We start from the raw sequence: 23481 nt of genomic DNA, 5'->3' as shown, positions 1-23481 counted from the left end.
TGAGGGCGGCGGGCCAACCACAGGGGCTGCCCAATCCTGATCGGATGCCCGCCTGGCGGAGCCCCCTAAGGTGCTGGAGTGTTGCCGTCCGCGGACAGGTCGCGGATGAACTTCCACTCGCTCGCGCAGCGCCGGTAGCCGAGCCAGTCGTTGATGGCCAGCATCGGGGCGTTGGTGGCGTCGTTGTTGGTGTAGGCGTCGGTGAGACCCGCGGCGAGGGCGCGGTGGAGGGAGTGGGTCTTGGCCAGCTTGGCCAGGCCGCGCCCCCGGTACTCCGCCCGGGTGGTGGTGAAGGCGGACCAGTAGCGGGAGCCACCGTCGGTCTGGACGGCGCTGAAGGCGACCGGCCGGCCGTCGGCCACCGCGACGACGGTGAGCTCGCGGTCGAGGTCGGGACGGTTCCAGATCTCGGCCAGCCAGGCCTCGTACTCCTGCTCCGACGCGTCGACGTCACCGGGCTCGTCCAGGGCGCCCGCGACGTCGACCTCGTACAGCGGGTACGGGTCGTCCAGGTACTCGGTGGCCTGGCGCAGTTCGATGCCCGAGGGCAGCGGCGGCACCGGCCGGAGTCCTGCCGTGAGGTCGAGGTGGGCGAAGTGGCAGATCCGGCCGCGCCGGTAGCCGCGCCTCGCGGCGAAGTCCTGGGCGGCGGGCTCGTCGTCGGCCCAGGCGTGGACCTGCGTCACCCCGTACGCCGCCAGGTGCTTCTCCGCCGCCTGCAGCAGCGCCCCGCCGGCCCCCTGGCGGCGGTGCTCGGGGAGCACGCTCACGTTGGCGAAGCCCTGCCCCGGCGTGCTGCTGTCGGCATGCACGCCGCAGCGGACGGTGCCGACCACCCGGCCGTCGAGTTCGGCGACCAGCAGCCGGTAGTGCATCTTGGGGGAGACATGGGCGGTCAGGTAGCCGACCGTCTCGGGGGTCATCAGCAGGTGCGGGCGGCCCGCGCTGTACGCGGCTGCGGCGGCCTCGGCATCGGCGGGGCGGAAGTCACGGATCATCAGAGTCATATGGGAGTCACCGTAGGCACCGGGGGACACCTGAGCCACTGAATTTTCGAGCGAGCGACGGGAAGCGACGGAAAGCTCAAGTTCAGCTCTGAGAATGCCCGTAGCGGGTTGGCGAGGGCGCTGTGGGGACACACCCTCAGCAGCGGGGGCTCCTCCCCCGAGCAAGCGTGACCACGCCGATCGGCGGTCCCTCCGAAGGAGGTGGATTCTCATGGCTTCCGTAACCCGGTCTCTCGGTGTCGGCGTCGGCTGGCGGGCGGAGATCGACACCGTGGTGGAGCGGCTGCCCGGCCTGGACTGGGTCGAGGTGGTCGCCGAGAACCTGTGCGTCGACAGCCTGCGTGCCGGGCGGCTGCCCGAGTCGCTGCGCATCCTGCGGGACCGCGGCGTCACCGCCGTCCCGCACGGGGTCGCGCTGGGCCTGGGCGGGGCGGAACTCCCTGACCGGGCCCGGCTGTCGAGGCTCGCCACGGCGGCCGAGGCGCTCGGCTCACCGCTGGTCACCGAACACCTGGCGTTCGTCCGGGCAGGCGGCCTCGAAGCGGGGCACCTGCTGCCCGTTCCACGCTCGCGGGAGTCGCTGCGGGTGATCGCGGAGAACGTCCGGATCGCCCAGCAGGAGCTGCCGGTACCGCTCGCGCTGGAGAACATCGCCGCCCATCTCGCCTGGCCGGAGGACGAGTTGACCGAGGGCGAGTTCCTGGCGGAACTGGTCGAGCGGACCGGGGTGCGGCTGCTGATCGACGTGGCCAACCTGCACACCAACCGGGTCAACCTGGGCCTGGACGTGGCCGCCGAGCTCGACCGGCTGCCGCTGGAGGCGATCGCGTACGTGCATGTGGCAGGCGGGATCGAGACCGACGGGGTGTGGCACGACACCCACGCGCATCCGGTGAGCGAGCCGGTGCTGGAGGTACTGGCCGCGCTCTGCGCGCGGGCGGTGCCACCGGGCGTCCTGCTGGAACGGGACGACAACTTCCCGCCGCCGCTCGAGCTGGCGGGCGAACTGGACGCGATCCGGCGGGTGTTGAAGGGGGAGCTGCAGCATGTCTGAGCATTTCGAGTACCTGGTGAGGGCCGGCGATCCGGAGCTGGTGCTGGCCCGTGCGGGGCTGGCCCGGCGGCAGGCCGAACTGCTGGCCGCGCTGGTGGCGGACGGGCCGGTGCCGGGCGGTTTCGACCGCAGACAGGTACACGTCCAGGCCCGCGGCCTGGCCGCCAAACGCCGGGACACCGTGGCGCGCGTCGCACCGGAGGTGCAGCGCATCCTGGGCACCGAGTTCGGCCCGCTCTTCCTTCGGTACGCGCGGCGGGGCCCGGTCGGCGGTGGTTACCGGGCCGATGCGCGGGCGTTCGCGGAGTGGGCCGCCGCCGAGGAGCCGTCGGCGGCCTGGCGGCCGGAGCTGGAGCGGTGGCTACGGCCGGTGGCCGTGGCCACGCGGCGCCGGCCGCGGCCGAGGAGCTAGTCCAACTCACTTTCGGGGGAAAGCCGATGTGGTACACCGAGTTCATCATCGCCGCCGCCCTGGTGGTCCTCGCCGGACTGGGCGCATCCACCGCACTGCAGCGGATGCGCCGGGTGCCGTACCCGCAGGGGCTGCCGGGCCGCGGACTGCCGCTGCTGGACGCGGCCTTCCTGGCCGGCGGGCCCGAGCGGGTCGCGGACACCGTGATCATCCGGATGCAGCAGGAGGGCCGGCTGATCGTCTCGCGCGAGCGGCTGGTGACCCTGACCGACGGGCGGGTGCAGGACGAGGTCGAGTCCGCGCTGATAGCGGCTGCCGGGCCGGCCGGGCAGCGGCACCTGGACCAGCTCCGCCGGGCGGTGATGCGCAGCGAATCCGTCCAGCGGATCGGCGACCGGCTGGCCGACCGCGGTCTGATGCGCCGGCCGGACCTTCACCGCAGGGTCGTCCGGGCGCGGCGGCTGCTCTGGCTCGCCCTGCTGGCCACGGTGGCGCTCGGGGTCCTCGCGACGGTCTCCTGGGCGAGCCGGCCCTGGCAGGAGCGGGACACCAGCATGCCGCCGGTCTTCGCCTTCTTCGGGCTGCTGCTGTTCGGGATCCTCTGGCTGGCCGCCACCAAGCCGGGCAAGGCGCGGATCACCCCGGCCGGGGTGCGGCAGCTGGCCCTGATGCGGAGCGCTTCCAACCCGTGGCGCCCGCGCACCGGTGTCGGGGCGGGCAGCGCGCTGGTGCTCGGTGCGGTGGCGCTGGAGGGCGTCCAGGCGTTGGACGACGAGGAGCTCCGGGCCGCGCTGCTGGCGCGGGTGGCCTCGCTCAACGGGCCGTCGAACAGCACGGTCTTCTCGTGCAGCGGCGATTCGGGACCGACGCCGACCTGGTGCGGGGCACCCTCGGACGGCGGCTCGGGCGGCTCGGGCGGGTCGAGCTGCGGTTCGTCCAGCTGTGGGTCGTCCTCGGGCGGTGGCTGCGCCTCGTCGAGCAGCAGCTGCGGGTCCTCCAGCAGCAGTTGCGGCTCGTCCTCCAGCAGCTGCGGGTCCTCGAGCAGCTGCGGTGGCGGCTCCAGCTGCGGGTCGTGAGCCGTCGGCCGGTCACAGTTCGGTATCGCGGACGGGCGTTCCGGTCCGCAACTGCCCGGCCTCGGTCTACAACAAGCCCATGTGGTTGCTCCTCCTGATACCCGCCTGCCTCGCGGCCGTGCTCTCCTGTCTCCGGCTGGTGCGGGTGGCAGCCACCGCCGACTCACTCGCCGGCGCCGAACAGCTCTACCCCAACGAGGCGGTGGGGATCGGGCTGTACGAGACCGCGTACCTGGCCGGCGGTCCGGCCAGAGTGGTCGACCTGGTCCTCGTCCTGATGAGCGCGCGCGGCCGGCTGCACCTCGCCCACACCGGCTGGACCACGGTGGTCGACCCGCAGGGCCGCACCCGGCTCGAGCGGGCTCTGATCGCCGCCATCGGCCCGGAGGGGCAGTGCCGGACGGCGCCGCTGCGCGAGGAGCTGGCGGCGCACCCGACCGTGCTGGAGATCGGCGGCCGGCTGATGCTGGCCGGGCTGGCCACCCCGGCGGCGGTGCGGGAGAGCACCCTGCGGGCGGTGCGGCAGGTCCGGCAGTCGCTGCTGCTCTGCCTGGTGCTGCTCGGAGCCTCGCTGGCGATGTCAGCGCCGGGCACCGGGGACGCGGGCACGGCCGTCGCCTGGTTCTCGCTGCCGCTGATCCTGACCAGCGGCACCCTGCTGATGGCGCGGGTCGACGTGCATCCGTACACCCGGTGGGCGGCGCCCGCCGGGCAGGACGTGCTGCGCAGCGTACGGCTCCCGCGGCCCTTCGGCCCGGCGGAGGACTCCGAGCAGGAGCTGCTGACGGCCGTGGCGATGGTCGGCCCGGCGGCCCTGCCGGACGCCCGGCTGCGGGCAGCACTCCGCAACTGAGCCTACGACGGCAGGCGCTGCCCCACGCAGGTGGCAAACCACCAGGGGCGCGTGGGGGCACCTCCCGGCCGAAGGCTGGGGGAGAACTGCGCGAAACCGGAAGGCTCAGGCCGTCACCTTCCGAACTCGCGCAGTTCCCCGCGCCCCTGTGGTGGCCCCTCAAGGGGGCCTTAGACCAGGCCGTTGAGCAGCTCGGCAACGGGCTTGCGGCGGCCCGTGTAGAACGGGACCTCCTCGCGGACGTGCAGCCGCGCGCGGGAGGGCCGCAGGTCCCGCATCAGGTCGACGATCCGGTGCAGCTCGTCCGCCTCGAAGGCGAGCAGCCACTCGTAGTCGCCGAGCGCGAAGGAGGCCACCGTGTTGGCCCGGACGTCCGGGTAGCCCCGGGCCATCTGGCCGTGCTCGGCGAGCATCGCGCGGCGCTCCTCGTCGGGGAGCAGGTACCACTCGTAGGAGCGCACGAACGGGTACACGCAGACGTAGTCGCGCGGGCGCTCGTCGGCGAGGAACGCCGGGATGTGCGACTTGTTGAACTCCGCCGGGCGGTGCAGCGCCATGTTCGACCAGACCGGCTCGAGGACGCGGCCGACGGCCGTACGGCGGAAGCGGTTGTACGCCTCCTGGAGGTCGTCCGAGTCCTCCGCGTGCCACCAGATCATCACATCGGCGTCGGCGCGCAGGCCGGACACGTCGTAGGTGCCGCGCACCGTGACGTCCTTGGCGGCCAGCTGCTCGAACAGCTCCTCGATCTCGGCCGCGAGGGCGGCGCGGTCCTCGGGCAGCTCACCCTTGAGCTTGAACACCGACCACATGGTGTAGCGGATGACCTGGTTGAGGTCGCGGGCCTTCTTCTTCGCAGGCTGCTGTTCAGTGGACTCAGTCATGCGCCCATTGTCCCTTCCGTGGCTCGTGTACCGGCGCCCGGGGTCAACACCTCGTTGACGGCCCGGCGCGCGCTCGCGATGCAGGCGGGGATGCCCACCCCGTCGTACGCGGCCCCGCAGACGGCGAGCCCGCCGAGCCCTGCCACCTGGGCGCGGATCCTGGCCACCCGGTCGAGGTGGCCGACGGGGTACTGCGGCAGACCGCTCGGCCAGCGGGTGACGGCCGTGTCGTACGGCTTCGCACGCAGCCCGACCGCCTCGCCGAGGTCGGCGAGCGAGCGGGCGACCAGCTCCTCGTCCGGCAGGTCGAGGACGGCCTCCTCCCGGTGGCGGCCGAGCGAGGTGCGCAGCAGAAAGGCCTCGGGGGCGGCGCGGTCCAGCCAGCCCCACTTGTTGGAGGAGAAGGTGGACGCCTTGATCTGCCGGCCGTCCACGGGGGGCACCAGGAAGCCGCTGCCGGCCGGCGGCTCGGGGAGGTCTGCGCGGCGGAAGGCCAGGGTGACCAGGGCCATGCCCGCGTACTCGACGGCGCGCAGCTCGGCGGCGGCACCCGGGGCGTCCGTGGCGAGCAGCCGGGCGGCCTGCGGTGCGGGGACGGCGAGCACGACCGCGTCGGCGTGCAGCACCTCGCCGTTGCTGACCACCTGCCAGCCCTCGGGGGTACGGCGCAGCTCGTCCACCGGGCTGTCGGTGCGCAGGTCGGCGCCGGCCTTGCGGCAGGCGTCCGCCACGGCCTCGGGGAGGGTGCCGATACCGCCGCGGATGCCCTGGAACACCGGGCCGCCGCTGCTCTGCGCCCGGCCGACCAGCTCGTGCACCCCGGCGACCAGCGGGCCGCCGCTCTGCGCGATCGGCAGCAGGGCGGGCACGGCGGCGCGGAGCGAGATCTCGGCGGTCTGGCCGGCGTAGACGCCGCCGAGCAGCGGCTCGACCAGCCGGTCCACGACCTCCCGTCCGAGCCGGGCCGCGACGTAGTCGCCGATCGCGATGTCCGCACCGACCGCGGGCGTCCGCTCCTCGTGGCGCGCCCGTTTCAGGCCCTCCTCGGACAGCACCCCGGACGCGGCCAGCGCGTCGAGGTCGCCGGGGACGCCCATCAGCTGGCCGCCGGGCAGCGGGCGCAGCGCGTCGCGGGTCCAGATCGCGGCCTTGGCGGTGCTGGGCGGCTCCAGCTCCTCGCCCAGGCCGACGTCCCGGGCCAGCTCCACGGCCTCCGGCCGCCGGGCCAGCATCGACTCCGCCCCGAGGTCCACCCGTACGCCGCCGACCTCGCCGGCCAACAGCTTCCCGCCGAACCGCCCGGAGGCCTCCAACAGCGTGACGCGGGCGGCGCCACTGCTCAGGTAGGCCGCGGTGAGCCCCGCGATGCCACCGCCGATCACCACGACATGAGGTTCTGCCATGTCTCGCAGTCTTGCAGAGCCGTCCGGAAAGCCCTCAATCCAGGTGTCGCACGCCAGTCGGTCAGCTCATCGGGCGGGTCGGTTGCCGACTCGGACGCGAACGTCCGCGCGTACGCCCGCCTCGCCCTACGATCGGGCGCATGACCGACCACCTGACGGTGCTCACCACCACCGACAGCCCCGACTCAGCCGCCGCTCTCGCCCGCTCGGCCGTCACCGCCCGCCTCGCCGCGTGCGCCCAGGTGGACGGCCCGATCACCTCCACCTACTGGTGGCGGGGCTCGGTCGAGACGGCCCAGGAGTGGCGCATCCTGCTCAAGACCACCGCAGCCCGCTACCCGGCCCTGGAGGCCCACCTCAAGGCCGAACACTCCTACGACACACCGGAGGTGATCGCCACTCCGATCCTCACCGGCAGCCCGGAGTACCTCGCCTGGCTCACCGCCGAGGTCGCCCGCGGGCACTGAGAAACGCAAGGTGCCCGGCCGGAGAGGCCGGGCACCCGCGATCCGATTCAGCGTCCGGCTACAGCATCGAGCACTGGCCGTTCCGGGGCCCGCTCACCGTGTTCGGGTTGCCGCCGTTCGTCGGAGGCGGAGTGTTGCCAGTGCAGTGCAGGGCGCCGCCGATGGTGTTGCCCTCGATCTCCGCGCGGGAGTCCTCGGGGAACGGACCGGTTCCCGTGGTACCGACCACGATCACCGACCCGCCGACCTGGTTGCCGACGATCTCCGCGCCGCCGCGGTTGTTGCGCAGCTCCACCGAGCCGTCGACCCGATTGGCCGCGCAGCCGTCGTCACCGGGGTCGCCGACGACCACGAAGCCGCTCGCCCCGCTGGACTTCACAGAGCCGGTGACGTGGGTCCCGCACACCGCGAGCAGTGTGCCGTTCCTGGTCTCGATGCTTCCGTTGACCGTCGAGTTGCCGACGAACAGGCCGGCACCGGGCCGGGCCACCACCGAGCCGTTGACCGTCGCGTCGACGATGCAGGTGCTCGGTCCGGTGGCGATGACGTCGCCCACCGTGCCGGTGATCGTCCGTGCGCAGGCCACGGTCTGCGAGAGGCTCTCAAGGTCTCCGGGCAGGTAGTTGCCGTCGCCGGAGTACGAGGCCGTGATGGTGTGGGTTCCGGGCAGCAGGTTCGACCAGGTGATCTGGGTCTGGGCGCAGTTCGTGCCACCGCCGGGCGCGAGGGTGCCGGTTCCCAGCGTGGTGGTGCCGTCCTTGAAGAGAACCGTGCCCGTGGGTGGTGACGTCGGGCTGGTGCTGGGCGGTGCCGGGCAGACCACGTCCGTGAAGGTCACCGGCTGGCCGTACGACGAGGGGTTCGCCGACGGGGTCGGCGTGGTGGCCACGGGCGCCCGGTTCACCACCTGTGTCAGGCTCGGTGCGGTGGCCGCCTTGAAGTTGGCGTTGCCGCTGTAGCTCGCGTCCACGGTGTGCGTGCCGGGAGTCAGTGTGGCGATGGAGCTGGAGGTCGCCTGACCGGTCGTGGTGTCGACCGCCACTGCACTCCCGAGCGCGTTGCCGTCGACCGTGAAGCTCACCGTGCCGCCGTCCGGGACCGGGTTGACGGTGGCGGTGAAGGTCACCGGCTGGCCGTACACCGACGGGTTGGCCGAGGAGGCCAGGGTGGCAGTCGTGGCCTGCGGCACGCTGAAGAACATCGCGTCGATCACCGGCGTCGTGGTCGGGTTCGCACCGCCGGTGGCCCCGGGGAAGGCGCCGTAGAAGGTGGTGCCGACCGCCTTGAGCTGCTGGTAGTCGCCGAGGACGCGCTGCCGGGCGCACGTGGTGTCCGTACCCGTACAGCCGGTCTTGTTCTTGGCCGGCGACTGGAAGGACTGCAGGACGGTGTCGCTGAACGTCGCGCCGTGGTCGGTGCTCCGGGCGAGGTGCGCCGAGAAGGTCGGGAAGCCGGCCGCGTTGTCTCCGTCGAAGGTGTCGTAGAGGACGCCGATCGTGCCGTCGGACAGTACGGCGACCGAGGGAAGCGCCGAGTTGGTCGAGCTCGACACGTTGGAGGCCGCGCCGATCGCGAGCCCGCCCGAGCCGTTGTCGGCGAGTCGACGGATCTTCAGCTGGTTGGTGCCTGAGACGTCCTGACCGTAGACCACGTACACGTCGCCGTTGGTCGGGTCGACGGCCGCATGGTCGATGCCGCCGAGCAGCGCGTTCACTCCGCCGAACTTGTAGCTCCAGGAATTGGCGTTGCCCTGGTCGCTGTTGACGGTGTCCACGGTGAGGCCGTCGGAACTGCCGTTCAGGGTCCAGGTCGTGCCGCCGTCGGTGGACCGGTTGAGCTTGTAGGTGGTGCTCACCGGCTGGCTGGTCCCCGAGGTCTGCTGGTAGAGGGAGTAGACCGCGCCAACGCCGCCCGCCGAGTTGGGGCGCGGGTCGACGGCGAGACGGTGCCCGCCGTTGGTGACCAGCGGGCTCATCGTCCCCGACTTGTTGTCCCGGGTGATGTTCACCGGGGTGGCGCCCAAGGAGACGGCGACGCGGGCGTCCGGGCTGCCGCCGAAGTCCTGGTACCCGACGTAGACGTTGTCCTGGCTCGCCGTGGTCGGATCACGGTTGATCAGGAGCCAGGGCTGGTCGGCGTTGGTACGGGTGCCGCTGGTGAGCTGGGCGGGGTTGCCGTTCCAGCTCCACGAGGCGGAATTGGTGGGGTCGGTCGTCGAGCCGGTGACCACCCGGGTCTTGTCACACCCGCCGGAGGCGTTGCGCTTGCAGGTGAGGAAGGTGCCGTAGAGCGTGCCGTTGCGGCCGTAGTCGATCGTCTGGTCGGCCGGGCCTCCGCCTGTGTCGTCGAGTCCGGGAGGTGGCGGGATGGTGCTCCGCTCGGTCCAGGTGATCCCGCCGTCCGCGGAGTAGAGGAGGTCTGTGTTGCCGCCGCCGCTCCAGGAGCCGCTGAACCGGGTGATCGCGATCTGGTTGGGGTTGGCGGGGTTGACCGCGATGCTCGGCTCGTTGCCGCCGCCGCTGCTGGCGGCCGCGGTGGCATCGATGACGAACACCCCGGCCGCGCTGAGTCGCGGCTCCGCCGCCCTGGGAGCCCGCACCCCGCCGTAGACGGTCCGGTCCGGCGGGCTGCTCTTGAGCCCCTGTCGGTCGGCCGACGGCGCGGACGGCGTGTCGTCCGCGTGCGCGTGGGCCGCTCCGACCAGCGGAACAGCTGCCACAGCCACCGAGACGGCGGCGGAGAGTGCCCGGCCGAGCACCGACCGTGTCCCGCTACGGCCGGCAAGTCTTCGTCTGTGCGACATTCATGTCCCCTCATCACGTACGGAACGTTGGTACGAGGGTGCGCAGCGGCCGGCGGCGAACGGTCCACGGACACTCGGGAGACACTCGTTTGCCGGGAACTCCACCCCGCCGGCCGATCAGCAGGCGTTGGGGATGGACAGCACCAGAGGAGTGACCACCCGACTCCGGACCTCGACCTTCCGGCTGACACCGCAGATGCCTTCGGTGATCCGATAGGCGCCGGGAGCCAGGACGAGCTCGAAGGAACCCCCGATGGCCGTCACAGCCGTCGCCACGACCTGTGCCCGGTCGTCGGAGGCTTCGATGTAGTCACCGTTCACCGGCACTGCGGTTCCGCTCCCGCCGACGTTCCCGCTGCGCGGGTCGCCTCCGGGCGGCCGTACGACCTGCCCGCGCACCACGCCGGGAGGAGCGCTCGGCGTACCGGACGGTGCCGGGCCGCCATGACCGGCCGGCCCGCCGCAGGCCGCGAGCACGAGGCTGCAGATGACGGCCGAGGCGCCACACACACCACGGTGAACCGGCGACATGACGGAACGCGCTCCTGGGGGAGGTGCCGTTTCCTGCTCAGCGTAGCCCCGGCGCTACCGTGAGCCCGTGGACAAGGTGCAGGAGTTCGAGACGCAGCGGCCTCGGCTGTTCTCGCTCGCATACCGGATGCTGGGGTCGGCCGCGGAGGCCGAGGACGCGGTGCAGGACGCGTACCTGCGCTGGCACGGCGCCGACCGGGCGCAGGTCGTCGCCCCCGGGCCCTGGCTCGCCAAGGTGCTCACCAACCTGTGCCTGAACCGGCTGACCTCGGCTCGGGTGCAGCGGGAGGAGTACGTCGGGCCCTGGCTGCCCGAACCGGTCCGTACCGACGGCGGGGAGCTCGGCCCGCTGGAGACCGCCGAGCAGCGCGACGCGGTGTCGATGGCGATGCTGGTGATGATGGAGCGCCTGACCCCGCCCGAGCGGGCCGTGGTGGTGCTGCGCGACGCGTTCGAGTACAGCTACCGCGATGTCGCCGGGGTGCTCGACTGCTCGGAGGCGAACGCCCGGCAGATCTACCGCCGCGCCAAGCAGCACCTGACCGACGGGCGGCCGAGGTTCGCCGCGTCCGCGGAGGTCCGCTCCGACCTGCTGTCCCGCTTCCTGCAGGCCGCGGCGGAGGGGGCACTGGAGCAGTTGGAGGCCCTGCTCGCCGACCAGGTGACCGTGTGGGCCGACGGCGGCGGGAAGGTCAGTGCGGCCCGGCGCCCGGTCAGCGGCCGCAACAAGGTCGCGCGCCTGCTCATCGGCCTGTTCGCGCGCTGGTCGGCGGGGGTGGAGATCGCGATCGCCGAGGCGAACGGCGAGCCGGTGGTCCTCTCATGGGAGGACGGGGAGCTGACCGCGGCCGGCTTCGTCGAGGTGGGGGAGGGCGGAGTCGTCGGGGTCCGGATCGTCCGCAACCCGGAGAAACTGAGATTTCTCGCGGATCAATCGCGGGGACTGTCACAGAACGCGTAGCCCGCCGGTTCCTCCTCAGTGAGAGCACAACAACGACGGAGGGCCGTGCGATGGAGAACGTGATCATGGTGACCGGGGCGACCGGTGTCCTCGGACGAGAGGTCCTGGAGCGCGTGCGGCGTACGGGGCTGCCGGTGCGGGCCCTGACCCGCCGCACCGAGCTTCCGGCCGAGCCGGGTGTGGCCTGGTTCACCGGGAACCTGGCGACCGGCGACGGCCTCGACGAGGCGTTCGCGGGTGTCCGTACGATCATCCACTGCGCGAGCGACGCCCGCCGGCCCAAGAACGACATCCCCGCCTTCCACCGCCTGCTCGACGCCGCGAAGCGAGCGGGTGTCGAGCACATCGTCAACATCTCGATCGTCGGCGTGGACCGCAACCCGTTCCCGTACTACCGGATCAAGCTGGAGGGCGAGCGGCTGCTGGCGGAGTCGGGGATCGGCTGGACCAATCTGCGGGCCACCCAGTTCCCCGAGCTGCTCAACATGGCCCTCAAGGCCGTCTCGAAGCTCCCGGTCGTAATCGTGCCGGCCAGGACGGAGCTCCAGCCCGTGGACCAGGGCGAAGTGGCCGACCGACTGGTCGAGTTGGCCCAGGGGGAGCCCGCAGGGCAGGTCCCGGATCTGGCCGGGCCCAAGGTCTACCCGGCCACCCGGCTGGCCAAGGACTGGCTCCGGGCGGCGGGCAGGCGACGGCTGGTGCTGCCGGTGTTCATCCCCGGGCGAATCGGCCGGGCGTTCCGCTCAGGCGCCCAGACCGCGCCCGACCGCGCGGTGGGAGTCCGCACCTGGGAGCAGTACCTGGCGGCCGAGGTGTCCCGCTGAGCGGACACCCTGGCCACAATGCGACCTTTCCGTAACCGAGTTGCGATCACCGCGACGGATCCCGTCCGGCCCGGGTGCCGTCAAATGACCTGACACGCCCGGCGCGGGCGTGCGCACCCCTCGCGAGCCAATGGGCACCGGGCCAAGAGCGCCCGGCGGCGAGCGAGGAATGGCGGACGAGGGTGGGAGGCACGGGAATGGCGCATGTGAGACGCAGGCCGGCGCTGGCCGTGGTGGGGCTCATCGCGGCGGCGACGGTCCTGGTGGGCGGGTGCAGCGAGTCGTCCAGGAGCTCGTCGGGGGCGGATGCCGCTGCGGCGCAGGCGCCGAGGACGGTGGGCGACGAGAAGGCCGCCGCGGCCCCGGCGGCCCCGGGGGCCGGTGCGGCCAAGCCGGGGGTGGGCGGGCCCTCGGCACCGCCCACCGCCCAGGCGCGGCTGATCGCGTACAGCGCCCAACTGGCCCTGCAGAGCAAGGATGTGGCCAGGACGCTGACCGAGGCGCGGGGGCTGGCCGGGGCAGGTGGCGGCTATGTGGCCGGGGAGTCGGTGTTCGGCGAGAAGGAGGGGACGGGCGGCCCGGTGAGCGGGCGGCTCACCCTGAAGGTGCCCTCGGCGTCCTTCCAGCAGACGCTCGACCAGCTGGCCGGGCTCGGCTCGGTGCTGTCGCGCAGCAGCCAGGCCGACGACCTGACCCAGCAGGTGGTGGACGTGCAGAGCCGGCTGAAGAGCCAGCAGGCCAGCGTCGACCGGGTGCGGGCGCTGATGGCGGACGCCAAGTCGCTCTCGGAGATCGTCTCGCTGGAGAGCGAACTCAGCCGCCGCGAGGCCGATCTGGAGTCCCTCCAGCGGCAGCAGCAGGAGCTCTCGGCGCGGACCTCGCTCTCGACCATCACGCTGGAGGTCCGGGGCGAGGCTGTGCCTCCGACACAGCCGACGAAGGAGCACCGCGGCTTCTGGGGTTCGATCGGGGGCGCACTCTCGGGCGGCTGGCACGTGTTGGGCGCGATCGTCCGGGCCCTGCTGGTCGCCCTCGCGGCGGTCGCGCCGTTCGTGCTGGTGCTCGGGCCGCTCGGCTGGCTGGCGTGGCGCCTGCGCCGGCTCCGGTCCGGCCGTCGGCTCGGGGAGACCGCCGAGCCGATCGTGCCCGCCACCCCGGGCGTGCCGGCGCCGCGGCAGGCCGAGACCGAGTAGGGCCGGCGCCGCCCGGCCGACTCTCCGCAGGCGGGCTACCAGGGCCGCTGGTCGGGCTAGGAGGCCGGGCGGGCGCGCAGGCGGCGCAGCATGCGTGGGTCCTCGAAGCCGACCGAACGGGCGGCGGCCTCGACCGTTGCACCGTGGCTGATGAAGTGCTCGGCGCGTTCGAGGCGGAGGGTCTGCTGGTAGCGCAGTGGGGTGAGGCCGCCGGTGGCGCGGGTGAAGAGGCGGGTGAGGGTGCGTTCGCTGACGCCGACGGCTGCGGCCAGCGAAGGCAGGGGCAGTGGCTCGGCGAAGCGGGCATCGATGAGGTCCTGGGCGCGGTGCACGGTGTCGTCGAGGTGGGACCGGTGCCGGAACATCGCGCTGGCCTGCGGCTCATGGCCGTTGCGCCGGGCGTAGACGACCATGTTCCGCGCCACCTTGGCGCCGACGGCGGGGCCGTGCCGGGTCGCGATCAGATGCAGGGCCAGATCGATGCCGCTCGCGATGCCGGCCGAGGTGACCACCCGGTCGTCGGCGGTGAAGAGGACGTCGCGGACGACCGTCGCCCCGGGGTGGCGCAGGGCCAGCTCCTCCTGCACGTCGTGGTGGGTGGTGCAGCGGCGGCCGTCGAGCAGACCGGCCTGGCCGAGCGCCTCGGCTCCGGCGCAGACGCTGGCGACGGTTCCACCCCTGGCGTGGTGGTTCTTCAGGGCCTGGAGCGAGGCCGTGCCGATGGCCGGGCTGTCGGCCAGGGTGGGTGCCCGCCAGCCGGGCACCACGATCAGGTCCTCGGGGCCGAGTTCGGGCCAGTCGAGCCGGGCCAGTAGCGGCAGCCCCTGGGCACTCGGGACCTGGGGCTGCTCGGCGACGTAGCCGAGGGTGTACGGGTGCCCGAAGTCCGCGGCGGCGAAGAAGACCTGCGCCGGGCCGGCCAGGTCCAGCAGATGGACTCCGGGCACCAGGAAGAAGACGATGTGGCTCACGATCCGGTCATCATGCCCGAAGTCCGGCCGCGGCCTCCAGCTGGTCGACCGTGGCGATGGTGGCGAAGCGCCCGGCGAGGGCGTACTCGGTACGCCGGATGACCTCCTCGGCGCTCAGGGTGCGGGGGTCGGCCAGCAGTTCGGCGACGCTCCGGCCGGCCGGGGCGTCGCGGTGCGGGATGGGGTGCGTCGCGGTGGCGTCGGTGACGAAGGTGACCTGGTAGCCGAGGTCGCTCGCGACGCGCGTGGTGGTCTCGACGCACTGCTCGGTGCGGATGCCGCAGACGGTGAGCTCGCGGATGCCGCGCTCGGTGAGGAGTTGCTGCAGGTTGGTGGTGGTGAAGGCGTTGTGGGAGGTCTTGTGGATCAGCGGCTCCTCGTCCCGGCGCTCCAGCTCCGCCATCAGTCGGACGTGGCCGAGTGCGGGGTCGAAGACGTCGCCGCTGCCCGGCTCGGAGTGCAGTACCCACACCACCAGGTCCCCGGCCCGGCGGGCGAGCCGGACCAGACGGTTCACCTGCTCGGCGACCTTCGGGTCCGACGTGGTCTCCCACAGCGGGCGGGCACGGAAGGATTCCTGGACATCGATGACGATCAGTGCTCGGGTCATGCCCCAACTCTGGCCGACCCGGGCGGGCCTGCGACAGGTCGCATCGGGTCCGGCTGCGGACCGATCCGGTCAGGGCCCCCTGCCCTGACCGGACGGCGCACCACTACCGCGCGCTGGCCTCGTGCACGAACGCGACGAGCCTGGTCAGCGCGTCCGGGTCCATGCTCGGCATCACGCCGTGGCCGAGGTTGAAGATGTGGCCGCTGTCGCCGAGCGCCTGGGCGGCGTGCAGCACCTCGCGGGCCTTGGTCTCGACCGCCTGGGTGGGGGCGAAGAGCACGGCCGGGTCGAGGTTGCCCTGCAGCGCCTTGCCGGGGCCGACCCGCTCGGCGGCGACGTTCAGCGGCACCCGCCAGTCGACGCCGACCACGTCCGCGCCCGCCTGGCCCATCAGGCCGAGCAGCTCGCCGGTGCCGACGCCGAAGTGGATCCGCGGCACGCCGTACGGGGCGACGGCGTCGAAGACCTTGGTGCTGGCGGGCATCACCGAGCGGCGGTAGTCGTCGGGGGCGAGGGCGCCGACCCAGGAGTCGAAGAGCTGGATCGCCGAGGCGCCCGCCTCGATCTGGATCTTCAGGAAGCCCGCGGTGATGTCGGCGAGCCGGTCGACCAGCGCGGCCCACAGCTCGGGCTCGCCGTACATCATGGCCTTGGTCTTCTCGTGGCTCTTGGACGGGCCGCCCTCGACCAGGTAGCTGGCCAGCGTGAAGGGGGCACCGGCGAAGCCGATCAGCGGGGTCGAGCCCAGCTCGTCCACCAGCAGGCCGACGGCCTCCGTGATGTACGGCATGTCGTCCGGCTCCAGCGGGCGCAGCCGCTGCAGGTCCTCGAAGGAGCGGATCGGGTCGGCGATCACCGGGCCGACGCCGGGCTTGATGTCGACGTCGATGCCGACCGCCTTCAGCGGCACCACGATGTCGCTGAAGAAGATCGCCGCGTCCACCTTGTGCCGGCGGACCGGCTGCAGGGTGATCTCCTTGACGAGTTCCGGCCGCATGCAGGACTCGAGCATCGGGATGCCCTCGCGCACCTTGAGGTACTCGGGCAGCGAGCGGCCGGCCTGGCGCATGAACCACACGGGGGTGTGCGGCACGGGCTCACGGCGCGCGGCGCGCAGGAAGGCGGAGTCGTACGCAGCGCCCTGGCGCACAGCGGCATGACTGGGTTGCTGACCGGACTGGGCTGCGGCGGTCGCCGCGGATGTCTCACTCACGGTCCAAATCTTCGCACGCGCCCCAGGCCTGGCCCGCAACGGCAAGTCGTGGCTTCCTCCAAGATCTTGGCCGGAATGGTCCGTCGGCACGCCGCGCAGGCGGAAGTTACTCGGAATGCGGCGCTCGCCGACCTAGGCTTCCGGTCATGGCAGCGGTCGGCGGGCACCCCGCACAAGGTGGCGGAACGGGCAAGGAGTCGGCGCCGATCGAGTTCCGCAATGCGGTCGAGGCGCTGGCCGGGGCGAGACTGCGCCCCGAGCTTCAGCTGTCCCCTGCCCCCGCGCCGCGCCGGCTGGCCCCGTTCTCGTACGCGGTGACCGCCTCGGTCGAGGTGGACGGCGAGGAGCTGGCGGACGGCCGCCTGGTCCTGCTGCACGACCCGGCCGGGCAGGAGGCCTGGCACGGCGAGTTCCGGATCGTCACCATGACCCGGGCCGAGCTGGAGCCCGAGATGGCCGGCGACCCCATGCTCTCCGAGGTCGGCTGGGCCTGGCTGACGGACGCCCTTCAGGCACACGGCGCCGGGTATGCCGAGCCGAGCGGCACGGTGACCTTCTGCGCCTCCCAGTACTTCGGCGGGCTGGCCGAGCGGGCCCCGTCCACGGAGATCGAGGTACGGGCGTCCTGGACGCCGGCCGACGCCAGGTTCGACCGGCACCTGGCCGCCTGGGGCGACCTGCTCTGCATCTGCGCCGGGCTCCCGCCGACCTCCCCCGCGCCCCTGCCGCTGCCCGACGCGCCGTCACTCGGCGGAGTGGTCCCGATGCCCGCCCGGCGACGCCCGCGCTCCCACTGAGGGGTGTGTTCGACACCGTCAGGGGCGTTCGGCACCGGAGCGGACGCAAAGCCACCCGCAGGGCTGACGACGTGTGGCTTCGACCGTGCTCTGTGTCAATTCCCCGACCAGGCCTGACCATCAACTGTCGATACTGATCGATTTTGTGCGATTTCAGGGCATGTCGTATCAGTCATCTGCGCGATTTGTCCGTATTGTTACTCACTAGATCGTGATCATTCGCTAAAGCCGGGCACTGATGATGCCGAAGGTGTCTGTGACCCTTTCCAAACGCGGAACACTCCGACCGCCCCATCGGGGTTCCGTCCGCCACTCCCCACAGGAGGCCTGGTGTCGGTCCTTCTCGAGCACCCCGCAAACGTGGTCGCGTACCGTCCGACGAAGCCCACCGCCATGGTGGTCATCGCCGACCCGCGCGTCCGAAACACCGTCACCCGGCATCTGTGGGCGCTCGGCGTCCGCGACGTCATCGAGGTCTCCTCGATCGCCGAAGCCCGCCCCCGGGTCTCCACCCCGCGCGACATCTGCGTCGCCGACGTCCACCTCCCGGACGGCTCCGGGCTGACCATCCTGGCCGAGACCCGAGCGGCGGGCTGGCCCAACGGCCTGGCGCTCTCGGCCGCCGACGACATCGGCGCGGTGCGCAGCGCCCTGGCAGGCGGCGTCAAGGGTTACGTGGTCACCGGTACCCGTACCAATGTGGCGATGCCGGGCCGACCCGGCCTGCCGATCGGTGCCGCCGGGCTGGCCGGGCGGATGCGCCGCCCCGGCATGCCGGGCATGCCCGGTGCGGTCGGCGCGGCGGGCGCGCCGGGGGCTCCCGGTGCGCCGGGTGTCCAGCCGACGGCGTACCGGGAACTGTCCGGTCGCGAGGTCGAGGTCCTGCGACTGGTTGCGGAGGGCCAGTCCAACAAGGCGATCGGCGTCGCGATGGGCCTGTCCGCCCTGACCGTGAAGAGCCACCTGGCCCGGATCGCCCGCAAGCTGGGTACCGGTGACCGGGCCGGCATGGTCGCGGTCGCCCTGCGGACCGGCATCATCCACTGAGGCCGGCGCCGCGTCACGGACGCCCACAGACCTCGGCGGCGGCCCGGAGGAACGTTTCCTCCGGGCCGCCGCGCGTCAGTGTCCGCACCCTCGCCTCCGCCCTTCGCCTCGGGGTTCACCTTCTACCCGCAGCTACCACGCGCCCCCGGCATATGTCCGAACACAGTCTGACCAGTCCGACAACACTCCCGGGCGCGGGTGCCGTCGTACCCTTGGTGGGTGACCGACGCCGTAGCAGCCATCCCAGAAGAGACAGCCCCGGTCCCGCTCCTTGAACCAAGGGAGGGGCTTCCGCCCGTCGTGGCGGACGAGGCAGGGCTCGCCGAGACCATCGCCGCCTTCGCCGCAGGCACCGGCCCGGTCGCCGTCGACGCCGAGCGGGCCTCCGGTTACCGCTACGGGCAGCGCGCGTACCTGATCCAGCTGCGGCGGGCCGGCGCCGGCACCGCGCTGATCGACCCGATCGCCTGCCCCGACCTCACCGCGCTCGGCGAGGCACTCGCGGACGCCGAGTGGGTCGTGCACGCCGCGACCCAGGACCTGCCCTGCCTGGCCGAGGTCGGGATGCGGCCGCGGGTGCTGTTCGACACCGAGCTGGCCGGGCGGATCGCCGGCTTCCCGCGGGTCGGGCTCGGGCCGATGACCGAGAACGTGCTCGGCCTCACGCTGGCCAAGGAGCACTCGGCGGTGGACTGGTCCACCCGCCCGCTGCCCGAGCCCTGGCTGCGCTACGCGGCTCTGGACGTCGAGGTGCTGGTCGAGCTGCGCGACGCACTCGAACAGGAGCTGGACGCCCAGGGCAAGCTCGACTGGGCGCTCGAGGAGTTCGCGGCGATCGCCAACGCACCGAAGCCCGCGCCCCGGGTCGACCCCTGGCGCCGTACCTCGCAGCTGCACAAGGTGCGGCGGCGCCGGCAGTTGGCGGCCGTGCGCGAGATGTGGCAGACCCGCGACCGGATCGCCCGCGACCGCGACGTCTCGCCGGGCCGAGTCCTGCCGGACACCGCGATCGTGAACGCCGCTCTCGCCATGCCGCTCAGTGCGGCCGCGCTGCAGGCCGTCCAGGGCTTCGGGCCCCGCGTCCACCGGCGGCAGCTGGAGCAGTGGATGGCCGCGCTGCAGCGGGCCAGGGAGATCCCCGAGGCTCAGCTGCCGCCTGCGACCGCGCCGCACGAGGGTCCGCCGCCGCCGCGGGCCTGGGCCGAGAAGGACCCGGTCGCGGCCGCCCGTCTGTCCGGGGCCCGCGCCGCGGTGACCGAGCTGGCCGAGGCACACAACCTCCCGGCGGAGAACCTGATCACGCCGGACCTGGTGCGCCGGGTCTCGTGGGAGCCGCCGGCGGAGGCGAGTGAAGAGTCGGTGGCGGAGGCCCTGCGGGGGCTCGGCGCCCGCCAGTGGCAGGTCAACCTGGTCGCACCGGCGATCGCGGCCGCGTTCGTCGCTTCGCTCCGACCCGACCCCGACCCCTCCGAGTAGGGCTCACCCGACAGGGGCGCGTGGGGGCACCTCCCGGCCGAAGGCTGGGGGAGAACTGCGCGAAATCGGAAGGTACGGCGCCGCAGCGGCCCACCGAGGTGCCCCGCACCCACCCGGGCCGAAGTGCAGGTCCGAGTCTCCCGTTTCGCGCGGTTCCCCGCGCCCCTGTTCGGTTGGCCCGCCCCGCAGGGTGCCGCAGGGTGGCCGAGGGGACGTGTCGCGGGACACACCGGCTGATCCCCCCGTCGCCCCTGGGCAAGTTAGTTACCGACGGGTAGCATGGCCGTGAGGCAGCGCTGCTCCACCCATGGACAGCGGTCTGCGCATAACGTCCTGTTGGTCCCTGGGAGGAGAGCCCCCGTGCCTCGTACCGCGAGGGACGTCGTCTTTGTCGATGGCGTCCGCACCCCGTTCGGCAAGGCCGGCCCGAAGGGCATCTACCACGAGACCCGCGCCGACGACCTGGTCGTCAAGTGCATCCGGGAGCTCGTGCGCCGCAACCCGAGCCTGCCCGTCGAGCGCATCGACGAGGTCGCCATCGCGGCCACCACGCAGATCGGCGACCAGGGCCTGACGATCGGCCGTACCGCTGCTCTGCTGTCCGGTCTGCCGAAGTCCGTCCCGGGCTACTCGATCGACCGTATGTGTGCCGGCGCCCTGACCGCCGTCACCGCGACCGCGGGCGGCATCGCCTTCGGCGCGTACGACATCGTCGTCGCCGGTGGCGTCGAGCACATGGGCCGCCACCCCATGGGCGAGGGCGTCGACCCGAACCCGCGCTTCGTCTCGGAGAAGCTGGTCGACGAGTCCGCCCTCTTCATGGGGATGACCGCGGAGAACCTGCACGACCGGTTCCCGCACATCACCAAGGAGCGCTGCGACGCCTACGCCGTGCGCTCCCAGGAGAAGGCCGCCAAGGCGTACGCCAACGGCGACATCCAGCCGGACCTGGTGCCGGTCTCGATCCGCAACACCAACCCCGAGGTCGGCGAGACCGGCTGGGGCCTGGCCACCACGGACGAGCCGATGCGCCCGGGCACCACGATGGAGTCCCTGGCCAACCTGAAGACCCCGTTCCGCCCGCACGGCAACATCACCGCGGGCAACTCGGCGGGTCTGAACGACGGCGCCACCGCCTCCCTCCTCGCTGCCGAGGACGTGGCGGAGGAGCTCGGTCTCCCCGTCAAGATGCGCCTGGTGAGCTACGCCTTCGCCGGCGTCGAGCCCGAGGTCATGGGCATCGGCCCGGTGCCGGCGACCGAGAAGGCGCTGGCCAAGGCCGGTCTGACGATCGATGACATCCAGGCCTTCGAGGTCAACGAGGCGTTCGCCGTCCAGGTGCTCGCCTTCCTGGACCACTACGGCATCGCGGACGACGACGAGCGGGTCAACCCGTTCGGCGGCGCGATCGCCTTCGGCCACCCGCTGGCCTCCTCGGGCGTGCGCCTGATGAACCAGCTGGCCCGGCGCTTCGAGCAGCGCCCCGACGTCCAGTACGGCCTGACCACCATGTGCATCGGTTTCGGCATGGGCGGGACGATCATCTGGGAGAACCCGCACTTCGAGGGGACCAAGTGACCACCACCGAACTTCTGAAGCGCGCCGCCGAGCTGTTCCCGGGCGAGGTCGTCACCACCGCGCACGTACGGCACCTGGACCTGCCCCTGCAGGCCGGCAAGCTGGCGCTGATCACCCTGGACAACGGCTTCGACCACACCAAGCCGACCACCTTCGGCCCGGGTTCGCTGGCCAAGCTGTCCGAGGCGCTGGACCAGGTCGGGGCCGAGGCGGCCGAGGGCAAGATCGTCGCCGTCGCCATCACCGGCAAGCCGTTCATCTTCGCGGTCGGCGCTGACCTCAAGGGTGTCGAGGTGCTCAAGGAGCACAGCGACGCGCTGGCCATCGGCAAGGGCGGCCACGACGTCTTCAAGCGGATCGCCGCACTGCCCGTCCCCAGCTTCGCCTTCTACAACGGCGCGGCGATGGGCGGCGGCGTCGAGGTCGGCCTGCACGCCACCTACCGCACCGTCAGCTCGGGCGTCCCGGCGTTCTCGCTGCCGGAGGTCTTCCTGGGCCTCGTCCCCGGCTGGGGCGGCTGCACGATCCTCCCGAACCTGATCGGCCCGGCCAAGGCCGTCAAGGTCATCATCGAGAACTCGATGAGCCAGAACAAGCAGCTCAAGGGCCAGGAGGTGTTCGAGCTCGGTATCGCTGACGCGATCTTCGAGCCGGCCGACTTCCTGGAGCAGTCGCTGCGCTGGGCCGCGTCCGTCCTCACCGGCGAGACCGTCGTCGAGCGCGAGGAGATCGACCGCGGCAAGGCCTGGGACGACGCCGTCGCCTGGGGCCGCCTGGTCGCCGACGGCAAGGTGCACGGCGCCGCCCCGGCCGCGTACAAGGCGCTGGACATCATCGCCCAGGTGAAGGACCAGGACCTGCAGGCGGGCTTCGACGCCGAGGACGCGGCCCTGGCCGACCTCATCATGAGCGGCGAGCTGCGCTCGGGCATCTACGCCTTCAACCTGGTGCAGCGCCGGGCCAAGCGCCCGTTCGGTGCGCCGGACAAGTCGCTGGCCCGTCCGGTCACCAAGGTCGGCGTCGTCGGCGCGGGCCTGATGGCCTCTCAGCTGGCGCTGCTCTTCGCCCGCCGCCTCCAGGTGCCGGTGGTCCTCACCGACATCGACCAGGAGCGCATCGACAAGGGCGTGGGCTACGTCCACGGCGAGATCGACAAGCTGCTGGCGAAGGGCCGGATCAACCCGGACAACGCCAACCGCCTCAAGGGCCTGGTCACCGGTTCGCTCGACAAGGCCGCGGCCTTCGGCGACGCGGACTTCGTGATCGAGGCCGTGTTCGAGGAGATGGGCGTCAAGCAGACCGTCTTCGCGGACCTGGAGAACGTGGTCTCCCCGACCTGCGTCCTCGCCACCAACACCTCCTCCCTCTCGGTCACCGAGATGGCGTCGAAGCTGAAGCACCCCGAGCGGGTCGTCGGCTTCCACTTCTTCAACCCGGTCGCGATCCTCCCGCTGCTGGAGATCGTCCGCGGCGAGCAGACCGACGAGGCCTCGCTGGCCACCGCCTTCGGTGTCGCGCGGAAGCTGAAGAAGACCGCCGTCCTGGTCAAGGACGCCCCCGCGTTCGTGGTGAACCGGATCCTGACCCGCTTCATGGGCGAGATCCAGAGCATCATCGACGAGGGCACCCCGATCGCGACCGTCGAGAAGGGCGTCGAGCCGCTCGGCCTGCCGATGTCCCCGATCGTGCTGCTGGAGCTGGTCGGCCCGGCCATCGCGCAGCACGTGTCGGAGACCCTGCACCGTGCCTTCCCGGAGCGCTTCAGCGTCTCCGAGAACCTCGGCAAGGTGGTCAAGGCCGGCAAGCGCGGCTTCTACATCTGGCAGGACGGGCAGCAGATCCTCGACCCCGAGGTGCTGGAGCTGCTGACCTTCGGCGACACCGTGCTGACCGAGGAGCAGGTCCTGGCCCGCGCGCTCGACGCGGTGGCTCAGGAGATCGGCCTGATGCTGGACGAGGGCGTCGTCGGCGAGGCACAGGACATCGACCTGTGCATGATCACCGGCGCCGGCTGGCCCTTCCACCTGGGCGGGATCACCCCGTACCTGGACCGTGAGGGCGTCTCCGAGCGGGTGAACGGCAAGAGGTTCCTCGCCCCGGGCGTGGCCTCCATCCCTGCCTGACCACGCACGATCTGACGAAGCGCCGGGGCCGACATGGCTCCGGCGCTTCGTTGGCGTGCTCAGGGGACGCCGGGGAGACATGGCCGAATCCCGGCTGACGGCGGCGGCCGCGCCGACTAACCTGTATGGGTGATGACCAACGCCACGTTGACGATTCAGCGGAGGAGAGGTTGAATCCTCTGCGAACAGTCCGCAAAG

19 protein-coding genes and 1 pseudogene are annotated in these 23481 nt (G+C 72.2%); 12 read left to right on the top strand and 8 right to left on the bottom strand.

Going from position 1 to position 23481, the window contains the following annotated elements; translation table 11 throughout:
- Positions 1 to 65: 65 nt before the first annotated feature.
- Positions 66 to 1007 (bottom strand): GNAT family N-acetyltransferase, encoded by a 942-nt coding sequence (locus tag FB465_RS25445; protein ID WP_145794171.1) that lies wholly within the window; start codon positions 1005 to 1007, stop codon positions 66 to 68.
- Between the two features lie 211 nt (positions 1008 to 1218).
- Between FB465_RS25445 and FB465_RS25440 the strand changes: the two are divergent.
- The 3 genes and pseudogenes from FB465_RS25440 (at position 1219) to FB465_RS25430 (ending at position 4402) form a co-directional block, all read left to right on the top strand.
- A pseudogene (locus tag FB465_RS25440) lies at positions 1219 to 2473 on the top strand (MbnB/TglH/ChrH family RiPP precursor modification enzyme).
- Between the two features lie 26 nt (positions 2474 to 2499).
- A complete protein-coding gene (locus FB465_RS25435; protein WP_145794170.1) occupies positions 2500 to 3549 on the top strand; it encodes a TIGR04222 domain-containing membrane protein in 1050 nt (349 codons plus the stop codon).
- 79 nt (positions 3550 to 3628) lie between these two features.
- The gene (locus tag FB465_RS25430) at positions 3629 to 4402 is read left to right on the top strand and encodes a TIGR04222 domain-containing membrane protein (RefSeq protein WP_145794168.1); all 774 of its coding nucleotides are present in this window, start codon (positions 3629 to 3631) and stop codon (positions 4400 to 4402) included.
- Between the two features lie 170 nt (positions 4403 to 4572).
- Here the strand turns inward: FB465_RS25430 and hemQ are convergent, their stop codons facing one another.
- Positions 4573 to 5286 carry a hydrogen peroxide-dependent heme synthase gene (gene hemQ / locus FB465_RS25425; RefSeq protein WP_145794166.1) on the bottom strand — a complete coding sequence of 238 codons (714 nt, stop codon included), beginning with the start codon at positions 5284 to 5286 and terminating at the stop codon, positions 4573 to 4575.
- Entirely contained in the window at positions 5283 to 6689 is a 1407-nt protein-coding gene (gene hemG, locus FB465_RS25420; RefSeq protein WP_145794164.1) for a protoporphyrinogen oxidase, read from the bottom strand. Before hemG ends, hemQ begins: the two co-directional genes overlap by 4 nt.
- A gap of 140 nt (positions 6690 to 6829) precedes the next feature.
- On the opposite strand from hemG, the gene cutA reads away from it, so the two are divergent.
- Positions 6830 to 7156 carry a divalent-cation tolerance protein CutA gene (gene cutA / locus FB465_RS25415; protein WP_145794162.1) on the top strand — a complete coding sequence of 109 codons (327 nt, stop codon included), beginning with the start codon at positions 6830 to 6832 and terminating at the stop codon, positions 7154 to 7156.
- Between the two features lie 58 nt (positions 7157 to 7214).
- On the opposite strand, the gene FB465_RS25410 is transcribed toward cutA, so the two are convergent.
- Together FB465_RS25410 and FB465_RS25405 are read right to left on the bottom strand one after the other, a co-directional pair.
- On the bottom strand, positions 7215 to 9959 hold the full coding sequence (locus FB465_RS25410; protein WP_145794160.1) for an Ig-like domain repeat protein: 2745 nt from the start codon (positions 9957 to 9959) through the stop codon (positions 7215 to 7217).
- Between the two features lie 117 nt (positions 9960 to 10076).
- A complete protein-coding gene (locus FB465_RS25405; protein ID WP_145794158.1) occupies positions 10077 to 10490 on the bottom strand; it encodes a hypothetical protein in 414 nt (137 codons plus the stop codon).
- A gap of 67 nt (positions 10491 to 10557) precedes the next feature.
- Here FB465_RS25405 and FB465_RS25400 point away from each other — a divergent pair, with 67 nt between their 5' ends.
- From FB465_RS25400 to FB465_RS25390, 3 genes are all read left to right on the top strand, one after another.
- Positions 10558 to 11451 carry an RNA polymerase sigma-70 factor gene (locus FB465_RS25400; protein ID WP_145794156.1) on the top strand — a complete coding sequence of 298 codons (894 nt, stop codon included), beginning with the start codon at positions 10558 to 10560 and terminating at the stop codon, positions 11449 to 11451.
- A gap of 50 nt (positions 11452 to 11501) precedes the next feature.
- The gene (locus tag FB465_RS25395; RefSeq protein WP_145794155.1) at positions 11502 to 12275 is read left to right on the top strand and encodes an SDR family oxidoreductase; all 774 of its coding nucleotides are present in this window, start codon (positions 11502 to 11504) and stop codon (positions 12273 to 12275) included.
- A gap of 197 nt (positions 12276 to 12472) precedes the next feature.
- Positions 12473 to 13468 (top strand): DUF4349 domain-containing protein, encoded by a 996-nt coding sequence (locus FB465_RS25390; protein ID WP_145794153.1) that lies wholly within the window; start codon positions 12473 to 12475, stop codon positions 13466 to 13468.
- Between the two features lie 56 nt (positions 13469 to 13524).
- Here FB465_RS25390 and FB465_RS25385 read toward each other — a convergent pair whose 3' ends face one another.
- The 3 genes from FB465_RS25385 to hemE all read right to left on the bottom strand — a co-directional run bounded on the left by FB465_RS25385 (position 13525) and on the right by hemE (position 16199).
- Positions 13525 to 14439, bottom strand: coding sequence for a GlxA family transcriptional regulator (locus FB465_RS25385; protein WP_145794152.1), 915 nt, complete (start codon positions 14437 to 14439; stop codon positions 13525 to 13527).
- Positions 14440 to 14449: 10 nt separating this feature from the next.
- Entirely contained in the window at positions 14450 to 15049 is a 600-nt protein-coding gene (locus FB465_RS25380; RefSeq protein WP_145794150.1) for an isochorismatase family protein, read from the bottom strand.
- Between the two features lie 103 nt (positions 15050 to 15152).
- Positions 15153 to 16199, bottom strand: a complete 1047-nt coding sequence (gene hemE, locus FB465_RS25375) for a uroporphyrinogen decarboxylase (protein ID WP_246193318.1) — start codon at positions 16197 to 16199, stop codon at positions 15153 to 15155.
- Between the two features lie 209 nt (positions 16200 to 16408).
- Between hemE and FB465_RS25370 the strand changes: the two genes are divergently transcribed.
- The 5 genes from FB465_RS25370 (at position 16409) to FB465_RS25350 (ending at position 23283) form a co-directional block, all read left to right on the top strand.
- Positions 16409 to 17059 carry a DUF3000 domain-containing protein gene (locus FB465_RS25370; protein WP_145794147.1) on the top strand — a complete coding sequence of 217 codons (651 nt, stop codon included), beginning with the start codon at positions 16409 to 16411 and terminating at the stop codon, positions 17057 to 17059.
- A 330-nt stretch (positions 17060 to 17389) separates the two neighbouring features.
- On the top strand, positions 17390 to 18106 hold the full coding sequence (locus FB465_RS25365; protein WP_145794145.1) for a response regulator transcription factor: 717 nt from the start codon (positions 17390 to 17392) through the stop codon (positions 18104 to 18106).
- Between the two features lie 219 nt (positions 18107 to 18325).
- Complete coding sequence (locus FB465_RS25360) at positions 18326 to 19582, top strand: ribonuclease D (RefSeq protein ID WP_145794144.1); 1257 nt, start codon at positions 18326 to 18328, stop codon at positions 19580 to 19582.
- Positions 19583 to 19942: 360 nt separating this feature from the next.
- Entirely contained in the window at positions 19943 to 21160 is a 1218-nt protein-coding gene (locus FB465_RS25355) for a thiolase family protein (protein ID WP_145794142.1), read from the top strand.
- Entirely contained in the window at positions 21157 to 23283 is a 2127-nt protein-coding gene (locus FB465_RS25350) for a 3-hydroxyacyl-CoA dehydrogenase NAD-binding domain-containing protein (protein WP_145794140.1), read from the top strand. The genes FB465_RS25355 and FB465_RS25350 overlap by 4 nt, the downstream gene beginning before the upstream one ends.
- The last annotated feature ends 198 nt before the right edge of the window (positions 23284 to 23481 follow it).

The organism is Kitasatospora atroaurantiaca (genome assembly GCF_007828955.1).
Taxonomy (GTDB): Bacteria; Actinomycetota; Actinomycetes; order Streptomycetales; family Streptomycetaceae; genus Kitasatospora; species Kitasatospora atroaurantiaca.
Note: the sequence above shows the minus strand (reverse complement) of the source record. Positions and strands in the feature narration are given on the sequence as shown.